At 60.8% G+C, this 13,957-nt stretch carries 11 protein-coding genes; 3 read left to right on the plus strand and 8 right to left on the minus strand.

The window, feature by feature from the left end; genetic code table 11:
* Positions 1 to 211: 211 nt before the first annotated feature.
* Positions 212 to 1,744, minus strand: coding sequence for a Na+/H+ antiporter NhaC (nhaC, locus tag ACJJV2_RS14850; RefSeq protein ID WP_405281976.1), 1,533 nt, complete (start codon positions 1,742 to 1,744; stop codon positions 212 to 214).
* 194 nt (positions 1,745 to 1,938) lie between these two features.
* Positions 1,939 to 3,048, minus strand: a complete 1,110-nt coding sequence (locus tag ACJJV2_RS14855) for an FAD-binding oxidoreductase (RefSeq protein ID WP_405281978.1) — start codon at positions 3,046 to 3,048, stop codon at positions 1,939 to 1,941.
* A 619-nt stretch (positions 3,049 to 3,667) separates the two neighbouring features.
* Here ACJJV2_RS14855 and ACJJV2_RS14860 point away from each other — a divergent pair.
* A complete protein-coding gene (locus tag ACJJV2_RS14860; RefSeq protein WP_279834379.1) occupies positions 3,668 to 4,951 on the plus strand; it encodes an aromatic ring-hydroxylating dioxygenase subunit alpha in 1,284 nt (427 codons plus the stop codon).
* A gap of 139 nt (positions 4,952 to 5,090) precedes the next feature.
* Here ACJJV2_RS14860 and cyoE read toward each other — a convergent pair whose 3' ends face one another.
* From cyoE to ACJJV2_RS14890, 6 genes are all read right to left on the minus strand, one after another.
* Positions 5,091 to 5,945, minus strand: a complete 855-nt coding sequence (gene cyoE, locus ACJJV2_RS14865) for a heme o synthase (protein ID WP_043333143.1) — start codon at positions 5,943 to 5,945, stop codon at positions 5,091 to 5,093.
* Between the two features lie 13 nt (positions 5,946 to 5,958).
* A complete protein-coding gene (cyoD, locus tag ACJJV2_RS14870) occupies positions 5,959 to 6,288 on the minus strand; it encodes a cytochrome o ubiquinol oxidase subunit IV (protein WP_043333144.1) in 330 nt (109 codons plus the stop codon).
* Positions 6,285 to 6,896, minus strand: a complete 612-nt coding sequence (cyoC, locus tag ACJJV2_RS14875) for a cytochrome o ubiquinol oxidase subunit III (protein WP_405281981.1) — start codon at positions 6,894 to 6,896, stop codon at positions 6,285 to 6,287. The genes cyoD and cyoC overlap by 4 nt, the downstream gene beginning before the upstream one ends.
* Before the next feature lie 17 nt (positions 6,897 to 6,913).
* Positions 6,914 to 8,923 (minus strand): cytochrome o ubiquinol oxidase subunit I, encoded by a 2,010-nt coding sequence (gene cyoB, locus ACJJV2_RS14880; RefSeq protein ID WP_279835327.1) that lies wholly within the window; start codon positions 8,921 to 8,923, stop codon positions 6,914 to 6,916.
* Positions 8,924 to 8,926: 3 nt separating this feature from the next.
* A complete protein-coding gene (gene cyoA / locus ACJJV2_RS14885) occupies positions 8,927 to 9,910 on the minus strand; it encodes a ubiquinol oxidase subunit II (RefSeq protein WP_043333146.1) in 984 nt (327 codons plus the stop codon).
* 435 nt (positions 9,911 to 10,345) lie between these two features.
* Complete coding sequence (locus ACJJV2_RS14890) at positions 10,346 to 10,603, minus strand: hypothetical protein (protein WP_405281984.1); 258 nt, start codon at positions 10,601 to 10,603, stop codon at positions 10,346 to 10,348.
* Positions 10,604 to 11,403: 800 nt separating this feature from the next.
* Here ACJJV2_RS14890 and ACJJV2_RS14895 point away from each other — a divergent pair.
* Both ACJJV2_RS14895 and ACJJV2_RS14900 read left to right on the plus strand, forming a co-directional pair.
* Complete coding sequence (locus ACJJV2_RS14895; protein ID WP_052384477.1) at positions 11,404 to 12,033, plus strand: flavin reductase family protein; 630 nt, start codon at positions 11,404 to 11,406, stop codon at positions 12,031 to 12,033.
* 232 nt (positions 12,034 to 12,265) lie between these two features.
* Complete coding sequence (locus ACJJV2_RS14900) at positions 12,266 to 13,846, plus strand: BCCT family transporter (RefSeq protein WP_043333147.1); 1,581 nt, start codon at positions 12,266 to 12,268, stop codon at positions 13,844 to 13,846.
* Positions 13,847 to 13,957 lie beyond the last annotated feature (111 nt).

Genomic DNA, 13,957 nt, shown 5'->3' on the forward strand with positions numbered 1-13,957 from the left:
GTGCTTATGGCACCAGGGCGAACCCTGGCATGGCCTGGCGGGACTTCCCGCAGAGCCCCCTGCACTGCATGCGCTCATTCACGTGGCAACATCTGAAGGGTAGCCCCGAAGTCGTCTGCACCTCCAGATGGTTTGTGCCGTCTTCCTGCGCGAGTCGACTTGCTCATGAACCTGAGCATGAAGTCTTAGAGCACTCATGCCGAGCAGACTGTCAGCGCACCTCGGGCGTGGCGGCTGGCAGTCCCGCCAGGCCCTCGGCCTGCTGCTGACGCAGCTGGGCCAGCGTTGTCACGGCATGTCCCCTGGCTTGCCATTCGGCGCGCTCATCATCATCGGCCCGAATGATGAAGCGTCCAAGCAGGGTGTAGAGCAGCCCCAGCAACGGTGACAGCCAGCAGGCGAAGGCCAGCGGAATGTAGAGCAGCCCCTCCATGCCCGCGCCACCGGCCATCAGCCCCAATGAGCTGACCACCACCGCGCCACCGGCATTCCAGGGAATCAGCGGCGAGATCAGCGTGCCGCCCTCTTCCAGTGAGCGCGACAGATTGAGCGTCGAGTATCCCTCACCCCGATAGATCGGCGCGTACATGCGTCCCGGCAGGGCAATCGAGAGGTAGGGGTCGCCCGCGATGACATTGGTCAGCGCCGCCGTGGAACTGGCCGCGACCTGCAGACCGAAGATACCGCGCACCTTGACCAGCACCGCGGCACACAGCGCCTCCAGACAGCCGATGATTTCCAGCAGTCCCCCGAAGGCCAGTGCGATCATCACCAGCAGGATGACCCAGGCCATCGACATGATGCCGCCGCGATTGAGCAGGCTGTCGATCTCGCTCACGCCGGTGCTCAAGGCGTAGCCGCCCTGCATATAGCCGAACAGTGCCTTGACCGCCTCGCCCTGTACGCCGAATGCCACGACCGCTCCGGCCAGCACCCCGACGAACAGCGCCGGGAGTGCCGGCATGCGCGCAACGGCCAGCGTCATCACCAGCAGCGGCGGCATCAGTACCCACAGATTGAAGGTGAAGTGCCCGGAAAGCCCTTCGGTGATGGCGGTGATGCGCTCGAGATCCAGCACCTGACCGGCGGCGAGCAGGTTACCGGCGATCAGGTAGATCACCAGCGCGATCAGCATGGAGGGAATGGTGGTCGGCATCATGTTGCGGATGTGCGCGAACAGATTCACGCCCGTCACCGCAGGGGCCAGATTGGTGGTATCCGACAGCGGCGAGACCTTGTCACCGAAGAAGGCGCCAGATACCACCGCACCGGCGGTCCACCACGGCGGAATGCCGAAGCCGGCCCCGATGCCCATCAGCGCAAGCCCCACCGTGCCCACGGTGCCCCAGCTGGTACCCAGCGCCACCGAGACCACCGCGCACAGCAGCATGGCCGCCGCCAGGAAGTATTCCGGCGAGACCAGCTTGAGCCCGTAGTAGATGATCATCGGCACGCTGCCGGAGGCGATCCATACGCCGACCGTCATGCCGACCAGAATCAGGATCGCGATGGAGGGCAGGCCGACACGCACGATGCGCATCATGCCCTCTTCCATCGCCGACCAGCCGTGGCCCAGCTTCCAGCCGATCAGCGCCGTGATGGCGACACCGCATACCAGCGGTACATGCGGAGTGAACTCGCCGAACACGAACAGTTGCAATGCAAGAACGGCCAGGGTGGCCACGATAGGCAGGCAGGCCATCTTGAGCGATGGCCGTAGTGGGGTCTTCACGTCCCGAGTCATGTCTTGCTCCATTAGTTAGTTGTACTTTTTGTACCCCTAACGCTAATGGGACCCGGGAAGTCGCGGCTGACTGGCTGCGTCATCCAACCGCGCGAATGCGACATGTCCTCTCATTTAGCCAGCGCATTTATCCAGCGCCTGCGCCCGCCCGTGAATATCGTTCGCGAAAGCCAGCAGGGAGGCCAGGTTGTGGATCAGTAATCGATCACCACATCGCCATTGGGCACGCTGCAGCAGGACAGGATGAAGCCTTCGGCGACGTCTTCATCGGTGATGCCGCCGTTGTGTTCCATCTCGACCTCGCCCGAGACCTTCTGCACCCGGCAGGTGCCGCAGATGCCCATGCCGCAGGCCTTGGGAATATGCAGGCCGAGCTTGGCGGCGGCGGCGTGGACGGTCTCGCCCGGGGCGATCTGCACCGACTTGCCGGTGGCGGAGAACTCGACCCGCGTGAGATCGGAGCGGTCCAGCTCATCGGCCAGCACCTCGGCCTGTTCGGCCTGCTCGATGGCCTCTTCCTCGACATCGACCGGCGTGGCACCGAAGGATTCCTCGTGATAGCGGCTCATGTCGAAGCCATGGCTGCGCAGCAGATGCTTGACCGCATTCATGTAGGGCGTGGGGCCACAGCAGAAGATCTCGCGCTCCATGAAGTCCGGCGCGATCATCTCGAGCATCGCGTCGGTGAGGTAGCCGCGATAGCCGGACCAGGTCTGGCCGGTCTCGAAGCGTTCACAGATGACGTGCATGTTGAACTCCGGCACGCGGGAATCCATGAACTCGAGCTGACGCCAGAAGATGATGTCGCGCGGGCTGCGCGCACTGTGCACGAAGGAGATGTCCACGTTGGCATTGGTATCGAAGTACCAGCGCGCCATCGACATCAAGGGCGTGACGCCCACGCCACCGGACAGCATCAGAATACGCTCCGCCGGATAGTCGATGCAGTTGAAGTTGCCGACCGGGCCGTGCACCGCCAGCACGTCGCCTTCATTGAGGTTGTCGTGCAGCCAGTTGGAGACCAGCCCGCCCGGCACGCGCTTGACGGTGATCGAGAAGCTGTAGGGCACCGACGGTGAGCTGGAGATGGTGTAGGAGCGCATGATCTGCTGGGCATCGATCTCGAGCTCCAGGGTCACGAACTGCCCCGGCTTGAAGAAGAACATCACCGGCTGTTCGGCCATGAAACAGAAGGTGCGAACGTCCCAGGTTTCCTGAATGACCTTCACGCAGCGCACGCTATGTCGACCGTTGGTCCAGGTCTGTGTCGTAACCGGATTGAAGTTGCTGAGAGTGGTGCTCATGAAGGCCTCGCTGGGCATGTTGTTCTTGGAGACATGTTCTTGAAGAGACAGTGTCAGGCCCCCCTGCGCTGCGTGCGCGGCCAACGGTGGGACATGCTCAGGATTGTCGAGTCAGCGCCCGGCAAGCATTTATCCGTGCACGACAGAAACATGCCCGATCGCTCCAATCCCTCCCCCGCAGCGCCCTGCCCCCGCCTCATCGCTGCGCCTGTCTGTGTCTCAAAGCCCCTGCGCAGACGACCGGCGTCGGAAATACATCATTGAGCGTCGCCATCAGACATAAGTCGCGACTTGACCTCAGCCACACTGCGCTCCATGCGTGGCAATGCCCTTCAGACGTCATGCGGGCTGCCTGAACTTCCACGCTGACTATCCTGTCGAGCGAGCGGCACTCTGCCTGCGCCGCCCTCGACACCCGAACCGACCAGGACGGGACGACACACCGCACGATGCATCGGCACTCCCTCATGGGACCCCGATGTCGCCCCGCGGTGCTGCCCGGCAATGGTCTGTTCACTCGTTCCCTCTGTCCCGGCTTCACAACAACAATGATCAGCACACTCACTCAACCCAAGGCGACCCTGCTCCCGGCGCCTACCGACCGTGCGAGGACACCGCGATGAGCGACTTACTGGAACACGCTCAGGATCAGCAGCGTCAGGCTGTGCGCGAGGCCGCCGCGCGGCTTCTAGAGGCCCGCAGTCCCGGCTACACCCTGCCCCAGCCCTTCTACAATGATCAGCGCCTGTTCGATCTCGACATGAAGGAGATCTTCGAGCGCGAGTGGCTGTTTGCCGGCCTCAGCAGCGAGATCCCGCTCAAGGGCAACTTCATGACCATGGACGTGGGCAACAGCCCGATCATCATCGTGCGCGGTGACAACGGGGCCATCCATGCCTTCCATAACGTCTGTCGCCATCGCGGTTCCCGCCTGTGCAGCACCGAGCGTGGCAAGGTCGCCAAGCTGGTGTGCGGCTATCACAAGTGGACCTATGAGCTGGATGGTCGCCTGCTGTTCGCCGGTTCCGACATGGGCACCACCTTCGATACCAGTGAGTACGGCCTGCACCCCGTCCACGTGCGCTCAGCCGGTGGCATGCTGTTCATCAACCTCGCCGAGCAGCCCGAGAACTGCGAGCCGTTCTTCAAGACGCTGGAGTTCTACCTCAAGCCCTACGACATGGAGAACGTCAAGGTCGCGGCCAGCTCCTCCATCATCGAGGAAGGCAACTGGAAGCTGGTGATCGAGAACAATCGCGAGTGCTATCACTGCGATGGCTCCCACCCGGAGCTGCTCAACACCCTGCAGGAATTCGATGACACCGATGACCCGCGTGCCACCGATGCCTACAAGGCGCTGGTCGCGAAGAAGCAGGCCGACTGGGATGCCGAGAAGGTGCCCTATCAGCTGGTGCGCTTCGGTCGCCGCAATCGCATGACGCGCACGCCGCTGCTGGAAGGCACCGTCTCGATGACCACGGACGGCACCCCGGCGTGCAAGAAGCTGTTGGGACGCCTGCAAAGCCCCGACATGGGCTCGCTGCGCATCCTCAACCTGCCCAATTCCTGGAACCACTTCATGGGCGATCACGCCGTGGTCTTCCAGGTCGACCCGATCGGCCCCCTCAAGACCCGCGTGACCACCAAATGGTTGGTGCACAAGGACGCGGTGGAAGGTGTCGACTACGACCTGGCGAAGCTGCGCAAGGTGTGGGACGCCACCAATGATCAGGACCGTCAGTTGGTGGAAGAGAACCAGCGCGGCGTCAACTCCAGCGCCTATCAGCCCGGCCCCTATTCGGCGACCTTCGAGTTCGGTGTCGTCGACTTCGTCGACTGGTATGCCGAGCGCATGCAGGAAGCGCTCAAGGAACAGCAGGAGCCGCATCTGCAGCTGGCCTGAGGGCTTGAGTCCTCGAAACCTGAGTCTCTGGAAGACAGGCAAGAAAAAACCCGCCACCGGCAAGCCGGTGGCGGGTTTTTTTGGCTTTCACCCGGGCAACACGCCGAAGGCGGGTCACCCGAGAGGTACTACGGCTGGATTACAGCTGCGTGTCCAGGCTCATCATCAGGCTGAGCGCCATGACGATGATGATGGAGAAGCCGAACAGCTTGCGTGCCCAGGAGGCATCAGGCTGATCCTTGAGGCGCCAGGCGGCCAGATACAGCCACCAGCCACCCGTGACGGTCGCGACTACCAGATACCAGATGCCGGTATATCCCCACAGTGTCAGCAACAGCGACACCGGGATGAAGCCGGCAATGTACCCCGTCACTACACGCTTGGCATGCTCCATGCCTCGCGCTACCGGGAGTACCGGAATATTGGCGGCCCGATAGTCATCGACACGAAACATGGCAATCGCATAGGAATGCGGCATCTGCCACATGCTGAAGATGATCAACAGCAGCAGCGCCCCCATGTCCGCCTGACCGGTGACGGCCAGGTAGCCGACCACTGGCGGCGCAGCGCCGGACAGTGAGCCGATGAGGGTGCCATACACCGAGCCACGCTTGAGCCACATGCTGTAGGCCCCGACGTAGATCACGAAGCCCAGTCCCACGGCGATCATCGCCATGAGATTGGTCATCGCGGCCAGAAGCCAGAAGCCTGCAAGGCCCAGCACGCTGCCGAAGACGAAGGCCCCCTTCAGCGAGATGTCGCCCTGCACCAGAGCACGGCCCTGGGTACGCGCCATGTGGCGGTCGATATCGCGATCGATGCAGTTGTTGAACACACAGCCTGAGGCCACGATCAACGCCACCCCGACCAGGGTGGCGATGAACAGCGCCCAATCCACCTCACCACCGGAAGCGAGAAAGAAGCCGCCGCTGACGGTGATCAGGTTGCCGAAGATAATGCCCGGCTTGGTGGTACGCAGGTAGTCCTTGATCATCAGGCTCACGCTATCAGATGGGCATCATGTTCTGATTCAGCTCGATCATGATCCATATGGAACCACCAACGACGATTGCCACGATCACCACGGTGAACAGCATGGCCATGACATTCCAGCTCTGCTCCTTGGAGCCGTCCAGGTGCAGGAAGAAGTACAGCTGCACGAAGACCTGAGCGATGGCGAAGCCGTAGATGGCCCAGATCACGCCGACACCCGGATCGTCCATCATCATCACCATCCCGAACGGGATGATGGTCAGGATGATGGAGAGAATCAGACCGGTCACGTACTGCTTGACGCTGCCGTGATTGTCGTTGTGGTCGTTGTTGGAATGGCTCATAGCATCACTCCTGTGAGATAGACGACGGTGAAGACGCAGATCCAGATGACGTCCAGGAAGTGCCAGAACAGGCTGAGCATCATCAGACGACCGCGATGCACTTCCGTCAGACCTTTCTTCTTGACCTGGAAGATCAGCAGCGCCATCCAGATCAGACCGGCGGTCACGTGCAGACCGTGGGTGCCGACCAGGGTGAAGAAGGCAGACAGGAACGCGGACTTGTCCGGACCCTGGCCGTTCACGATCAGGTGGTAGAACTCATAGATTTCCATCGCGATGAAGCCTGCGCCACAGGCGAAGGTGATCATCAGCCACTTGATCACCGCGGAGCTGTCTCCGCGGTTCATGCCCAGCATCGCCAGGCCGTAGGTGAAGCTCGAAGCCAGCAGCAGCGCGGTCTCGACCAGCACGAAGTTCAGCTCGAAGATCTCGGCGCCCGTCGGGCCACCGGCATACGCCTGGCTCAGTACCACGTAGACCGCGAACAGCATCGCGAACAGGATGCAGTCGCTCAGCAGATAGAGCCAGAAACCGAAGACCTTCAGGCCGTTGGTATCGTGATGCTCGTGATCGTCATGGGCGTCATGCGCCCCATCGTGAGATGTCATTGCATTATTCGCCATGATTACCCCTGAACCACTGTGTCGTTAGGTGTGCGGGCGCTGGGCAGGGCGCGACGCTCGCGACCCTCACGCTCGACACGCTCCACTTCCTCGACGGACACGTAGTAGTCGATGTCGTAGTTGAAGGAGCGCACGATGAAGGTAGCGATCATGCCGACCAGCCCGACCACGGCCATCCACCAGATGTGCCAGATCAGTGCGAAACCGAACACCAGGCTGAAGGCGGAGATGATGACGCCAGCAGCGGCGTTGCGCGGCATGTGGATCGGCGCATAAGGCTTCTTGGCCTCCTGCTCGATGCCACGTTCCTTCATTTCCCAGAACTCGTCGAGCTCGGAAACCTGCGGCTCGTGAGCGAAGTTGTAGAACGGTGCCGGTGAAGTGGTGCTCCACTCCAGGGTACGACCGCCCCAGATATCGCCAGTGGTGTCCTGCAGCTGCTTGCGGTTCTTGATGCTGACCGCGATCTGGATCACGGTGCACGCGATACCGATCAGGATCAGGACAGCACCGATGAAGGCGACGACCAGGTACGGCACCCACAGCGGGTTGTCGACGTGCTGCAGACGACGGGTCATGCCCATGAAGCCGAGGATGTACAGCGGCATGAAGGCGAGGTAGAAGCCAGTGATCCAGAACCAGAAGGAACGCTTGCCCCACTTCTCGCACAGCATGAAGCCGGTCGCTTTCGGGAACCAGTAGGTAATACCGGCCATCGCACCGAAGACCACGCCGCCGATGATGACGTTGTGGAAGTGGGCGATCAGGAACAGCGAGTTGTGCAGTACGTAGTTGGCGCCCGGAACGGCCAGCAGAACGCCGGTCATGCCACCGATGGTGAAGGTGACGATGAAGCCCAGGGTCCACAGCACCGGAGAGGTCATTTCGACACGACCACGGTACATGGTGAACAGCCAGTTGAAGATCTTCACACCTGTCGGGATCGAGATGATCATCGTCGCGATACCGAAGAAGGCGTTCACGTCAGCGCCGGCACCCATGGTGAAGTAGTGGTGCAGCCAGACGATGAACGACAGGACGGTGATGACGAGAGTCGCCCACACCAGCGAGGTGTAACCGAACAGCTTCTTCTTGGAGAAGGTGGCGATGACTTCGGAGAACACACCGAAGACCGGCAGCACCAGGATGTACACCTCAGGATGGCCCCAGGCCCAGATGAGGTTGACGTACATCATCATGTTTCCACCAAGGTCATTGGTGAAGAAGTGGAAGTCGAGGTAGCGATCGAGCGTCAGCATCGCGATGGTAGCGGTCAGAATCGGGAAGGCCGCGACGATCAGGACGTTGGCGCACAGTGCGGTCCAGGTGAAGACCGGCATCTTCATCAGGGACATGCCCGGCGCACGCATCTTGAGGATGGTGGCGATGAAGTTGACACCTGTCAGCAGGGTACCGACACCGGAGATCTGCAATGACCAGATCCAGTAATCCACCCCGACCCCGGGGCTGTAATTGGCCCCCGACAACGGCGGATAGGCCAGCCAGCCAGTCTTGGCGAACTCACCCAGACCCAGAGAGATGTTGACCAGCAGCGCGCCGACCACGAACAGCCAGAAGCTGAGCGAGTTCAGGAACGGGAAGGCCACGTCACGTGCGCCGATCTGCAGCGGCACGACAACGTTGATCAGACCGATGACCAGCGGCATCGCCACGAAGAAGATCATGATCACGCCGTGGGCAGTGAAGATCTGGTCGTAGTGATCCGGGGGCAGATAGCCCTGACCACCACTGGACGCCAGCATCTGCTGGGAACGCATCATGATCGCATCGGAGAAACCACGGATCAGCATCACCAACGCGACGATGATGTACATCATGCCGATCTTCTTGTGATCGACAGAGGTGAACCACTCATTCCACAGGTAGGCCCACTTTTTCTTTACCGTGATGAAGCCGACAAGGGCTGCACCACCGAGGATTACCGCCGCAAGCACGATCATGATGATCGGCTCGTGATACGGAACAGCCTCTATTGTGAGTTTTCCAAGCATTGCTTATTCCTCGGTTGCCATCGCAGATTCAGCGTGACCAGAAGCGTCATGATCGGACATGCCGTCTTCGGCGCTGTCGTGATGCATTCCACCCTTCTTCATGTGGCGCATCTGATCATCGCTCATGCCCAGCTCCATGCCGTCCATGTAGGGCGCCATGATCTGCTCATACAGGTTCGGCTTGACCTGACCATAGAAGGTCGGGGCAACGTCCTCGCTCGGCTCCTTGAGAGCGGCAAGACCAGCGTCATCCAGCACCTTGCTGCTGCCGCGTGCCTTCTCGATCCAGGCGTCGAAGTCGCCTTCGCTCATGACATGCGCCTTGAAGTGCATGTCGGCGAAGCCGGCGCCGCTATAGCTGGCAGAGATACCGTCGTAGGTACCCACTTCACTGCCGATCAGGTGCAGACGGTTTTCCATCCCCGCCATTGCATAGATCTGGCTACCGAGCTGCGGGACGAAGAACGAGTTCATCACCGTGTCGGATGTGATGTGGAAGCGAACCTGACGATCCACCGGCATGGCCAGTTCATTGACCGTAGCGATGCCCTGCTCCGGATAGATGAACAACCACTTCCAGTCCATGGACACGACCTGCACCTCGATCGGCTCACCGCCGTCGACGATCTCGGCACGCGGGTCCAGCTCGTGCGTGCTCTTCCAGGTCAGGATGCCCAGAGCGAGGATGATCAGGCACGGAATGCCCCAGACCACGATCTCGATCTTGGTGGAATGCGCCCAGTTGGGCGTGTAGGTCGCCTTGCTCTGCTTGGTATCGCGATAGCGCCAGGCGAACCACAGCGTCATGAAGATGACCGGGATAACAACCACGAGCATCAGGTAGGTAGCAGTCAGGATCAGCGACTTTTCGGATTCACCGATAGGCCCCTTGGGATCGAAGAGCACGGCGTCACAGCCGGACAGCATCAATAATCCCGCGAGGATAGGGAGTCCCCGCAGAGCCCCCCGCATTAGGCTTTTTCTCATCTCACGACCTCGTTGGAACACGCCATGGCGTCATGACGAGCCCACATGTGGAACACAGCGTTCGAAGAAATGACCAACAGGAAGCCGTCGATCTTTCGAACGAAATCAGAAGATTTCCCGCAGGCGGGCACAGGATAGAGAAAAGACAGGGGGGCTGACTACGGGGCAGGATGACGCACCAGGGGCCACATGCGGATGACTTCGGCCATCCGGTGCGCGCCAATCATGCCTTGAGCGGCATGAGTTCTCTCACGCTCGAGGGAGGTTAAGGCAGCGGGATCGGGTGGCGAAGCCGACACTCACGGCAATGATGTCGCGACAGTGCATGCCTTGCAGGGCCAGACAGCTCGTCAATCGCCAGCCTTCTCCGCGATGCCAGCCCCCCTGCCCTGCTTGATGATGCCCGTGAGAATCACGACCTTGTCGCGCCACAATTCAGTGCATCCCCACAGATGTCCTCGCCATCGGCGCACCAGGTGGCGTCGAAGCAACCACTACCGCCACACGATACTGCGCAACAAAAACCCAATAAATGGCCACAACTTGAAATAAAATGCCAAAAATTGTGCCGATGAGCCTTTCAAAAGTTGCTAAAGCACTCCCCCAACCCGGGCGAGAGAGGCGTTTTCCCGACATGATACTTGTATGAGGCCGGCGTTCATTGACGAGAAAACATGCATCATTATCGATCATGACCTGACAGGTAAATGCACCATGATGCGTCTCACATGATGCTGGCATTCCCGATCAACAGGGGACACTTTTTCGCAACCTTGGCATGCCATTCTCATGATCAACGCCGAACCAAATGGCCGGATGAGTGTCATTTTCCGTCATTCATTTACGCGGACTGACCACCTTTCTGCCAGATGACGCCCGGCCCGCCATCATAAAAAATACACAAATAAACACACCCCAGAAACCATCTGGTTACCAATTTTGCACAAAAATCCGGTTTCCCGCCCCCATTGTGTGACTTGAGTCAGACAAGGAATGAACTCGACCGCGGCGTCAGGAACAACATCCTCGAAAAAGGTCAAGACCTGCGACAATTGACCACACCAAAAATAGGGACAATGATCTGGGAGAATTTCCCGAGACCTTTTTCACGCCCAGCGGCCAGACAGGCCACTCTTCACCAGCACCACCGGCCTGTGGTCAGGCGCGATTCGCGTTCCACATCAGCGATGATTCGCGGCCGCCACTCGCCGCGACGGCCAGATTCTCGAGCTCTCGGTCTAGCGGGCTCTTGGCTTGCCGGGTCTCTTGGCTTACCGGGTCTCTTGCCTTATCGGCCTCTGGGCCTGGCGGGCCCTCACTCTCTCCAATGTCAGTCGCCGTGCGACATGCTGGCTGAGCGGGTCGAGAGCCATGCCCTGTGACGGCAGCCCTGCGACGGCAGCTCTGCAATGACAGCTCTGCGATGACAGCTCTGCAATGACAGCTCTGCAATGACAGCTCTACAACAACAGCCCTGCAACGAGAGCCCTACCATGACTGCCTCCTCGACCACGCATTCCCTCATCGCCGCTGACCAGCTTCCCGCAGGCATCCTCTATCGCCTGTTCTCGGGCAGCATCGCGCCCCGGCCGATCGCCTGGGTCTCGACCATCGACGCGGCAGGCAACACCAACCTCGCGCCCTTCTCGTTCTTCACCATCGCCAGCATCAATCCACCGGTGCTCGCCTTCAGCCCGCTGCGCAATGGCGAAGGCAAGACCAAGGACACCCTCAACAACCTCGGGCAGGTGGCGGAGTGCGTCATTCACATCGGTGGCGAGGCGATGAGCGAGGCGCTCAATCTCACCAGCGCCAGTCTCGCGGCCGACGAGGATGAGTTCACCCACGCGGGCCTGAACAAGGTGGCCATGCCGCCGCTTGCGGTTCCGCGCGTGGAAGGTGCTCCGATCGCCTTCGGCTGTCGACTGCGCGACATCATCTCGTTCGGTGATCAGCCGCTGGCCGGTTCACTGGTGCTGGCCGAGGTGGTGGTGATGCATGCCGACGCAGCGGTCTGGGATGGGCGGCATGTCGACAATGAGGTGCTGCGTGCCATCGGGCGCATGGCCGGCAGTGACTATGCACGCACGGATAGCCTGTTCAGCCTACAGCGCCCCGAATGACTTTCCGGCAAGGAAAAGAAATCCATAAACCTTAATACAATCAATGCCTTTCAGCGCACGACAAGGATGACTCAAGGTTTGACGCCGTCATCTGCAACTGGCAGAAAGGCGCATGTTGCTCAAGGCTTCAGACCAAGGTCTGAACGCTTCCACCAGGCGGGACAAGGTCCCTCATTCTGACTCGAGATGCCCATAGGAGCGGCTATCGAAAGAAAACATACGAGGTAACTCCATGTCATCGAATCCGTATGTGACGGATTACCAGATCGGTCAGGACAATGTTCAGCGACTCGGGCTGGATGTCCACAAGCCGGTCTTCACCATCAGTGCGCTGCTGATCGTAGGCTTCATCCTGTTCACGCTGCTGATGCCCGAGTCGGCCGAGTCGGCACTGGGCGGCGCCAAGGCATGGTCCATCACCCATGGTGATTGGCTGTTCATGCTCTCCAGCAACTTCTTCATCCTGTTCTGCCTGCTGCTGGTCCTGCACCCGGTCAGCCGCCTGCGTCTGGGCGGACGCGACGCCAAGCCGGAATTCAGCCGGATGGCCTGGTTCGCGATGCTGTTCGCGGCCGGCATGGGCACCGGCCTGATGTTCTGGGGGGTCGCCGAGCCAGTGGCGTACTACACCGACTGGTCCGGCACGCCACTGAATGCGCCACCGCGTACGCCGGAAGGCGCAACGGCGGCACTCTCGGCCACCGTATTCCACTACGGGCTTCACCCCTGGGCCATGTATGCCGTGATCGGCCTGTCGCTGGCCTTCTTCGCCTACAACAAGGGCCTGCCGCTGACGCTGCGCTCGGTGTTCTACCCCTTGCTGGGTGAACGTGTATGGGGCTGGAGCGGCCATATCATCGATATCGTCGCGGTGCTCGCCACCCTGTTCGGCCTTGCCACCTCTCTGGGGCTGGGCGCGGCACAGGCGGCCTCGGGGCTGGACCATCTGTTCGGCATCGGCGATGGGCTGGTCAGTCAGATCGGCGTGATCGTGGCCGTCACGCTCGCGGCCATCTACTCGGTGAGTCGCGGTCTGGATGGCGGCGTCAAACGCCTCTCCAATCTCAACATGATGCTGGCCGCGTTGCTGGTGGTGTTCCTGTTCATCGTCGGCCCGACCATGGACATCATCACCGGGCTCGGCACCACCAGCGTCGGCTATCTGGAATATCTGCTGCCGCTCTCAAACTGGATCGATCGCCCCGACGAAGGCTGGTTCCATAGCTGGACCATCTTCTACTGGGCCTGGTGGATTTCCTGGTCGCCGTTCGTCGGCATGTTCATCGCGCGTATCTCGCGCGGACGCAGCGTGCGCGAATTCGTCACCGCCGTGCTGGTGGTACCGACCCTGGTCACCATCGTGTGGATGACCGTCTTCGGCGGCACCGCACTGGAAGAGGCGCGAGCCGCCGGCAGCGAGCTGGCCCAGGGCATCGACACTCCCTCGATGGCCATGTTCCAGATGTTCGACAGCCTGCCGCTGTCTTCCATCACCTCCTGCGTCGCCATCGTGCTGGTGCTGGTGTTCTTCGTGACCTCCTCTGACTCCGGCTCGCTGGTGATCGATTCCATCACCGCCGGCGGCAAGCAGGATGCCCCGACGCGCCAGCGCATCTTCTGGGCAGCGGCCGGCGGCCTGATCGCCTGTGCCCTGCTGTATGGCGGCGGCAGCACCGCACTGAGTGCGCTGCAGGCGGGCGCCATCTCCACGGGACTGCCCTTCACGGTGGTGCTGCTGGTGATGTGCTTCTCGCTGTTCCGCGGTCTGCGCTGGGAAAAACGCGAATACGATCGCGCCAACGCAGCGACCTGAGCCACTGCGCGCAGTGAAAAGAGGCGAGTGAGCACCCACGCAAAAGGGCCTGTCAGTCGACAGGCCCTTTTGTTCATCTGGCAATCAGTGTCAGCGCGCGGCGCGCAATCT

This window comes from Cobetia sp. Ld8 (assembly GCF_045066615.1).
Lineage (GTDB): Bacteria > Pseudomonadota > Gammaproteobacteria > Pseudomonadales > Halomonadaceae > Cobetia > Cobetia amphilecti.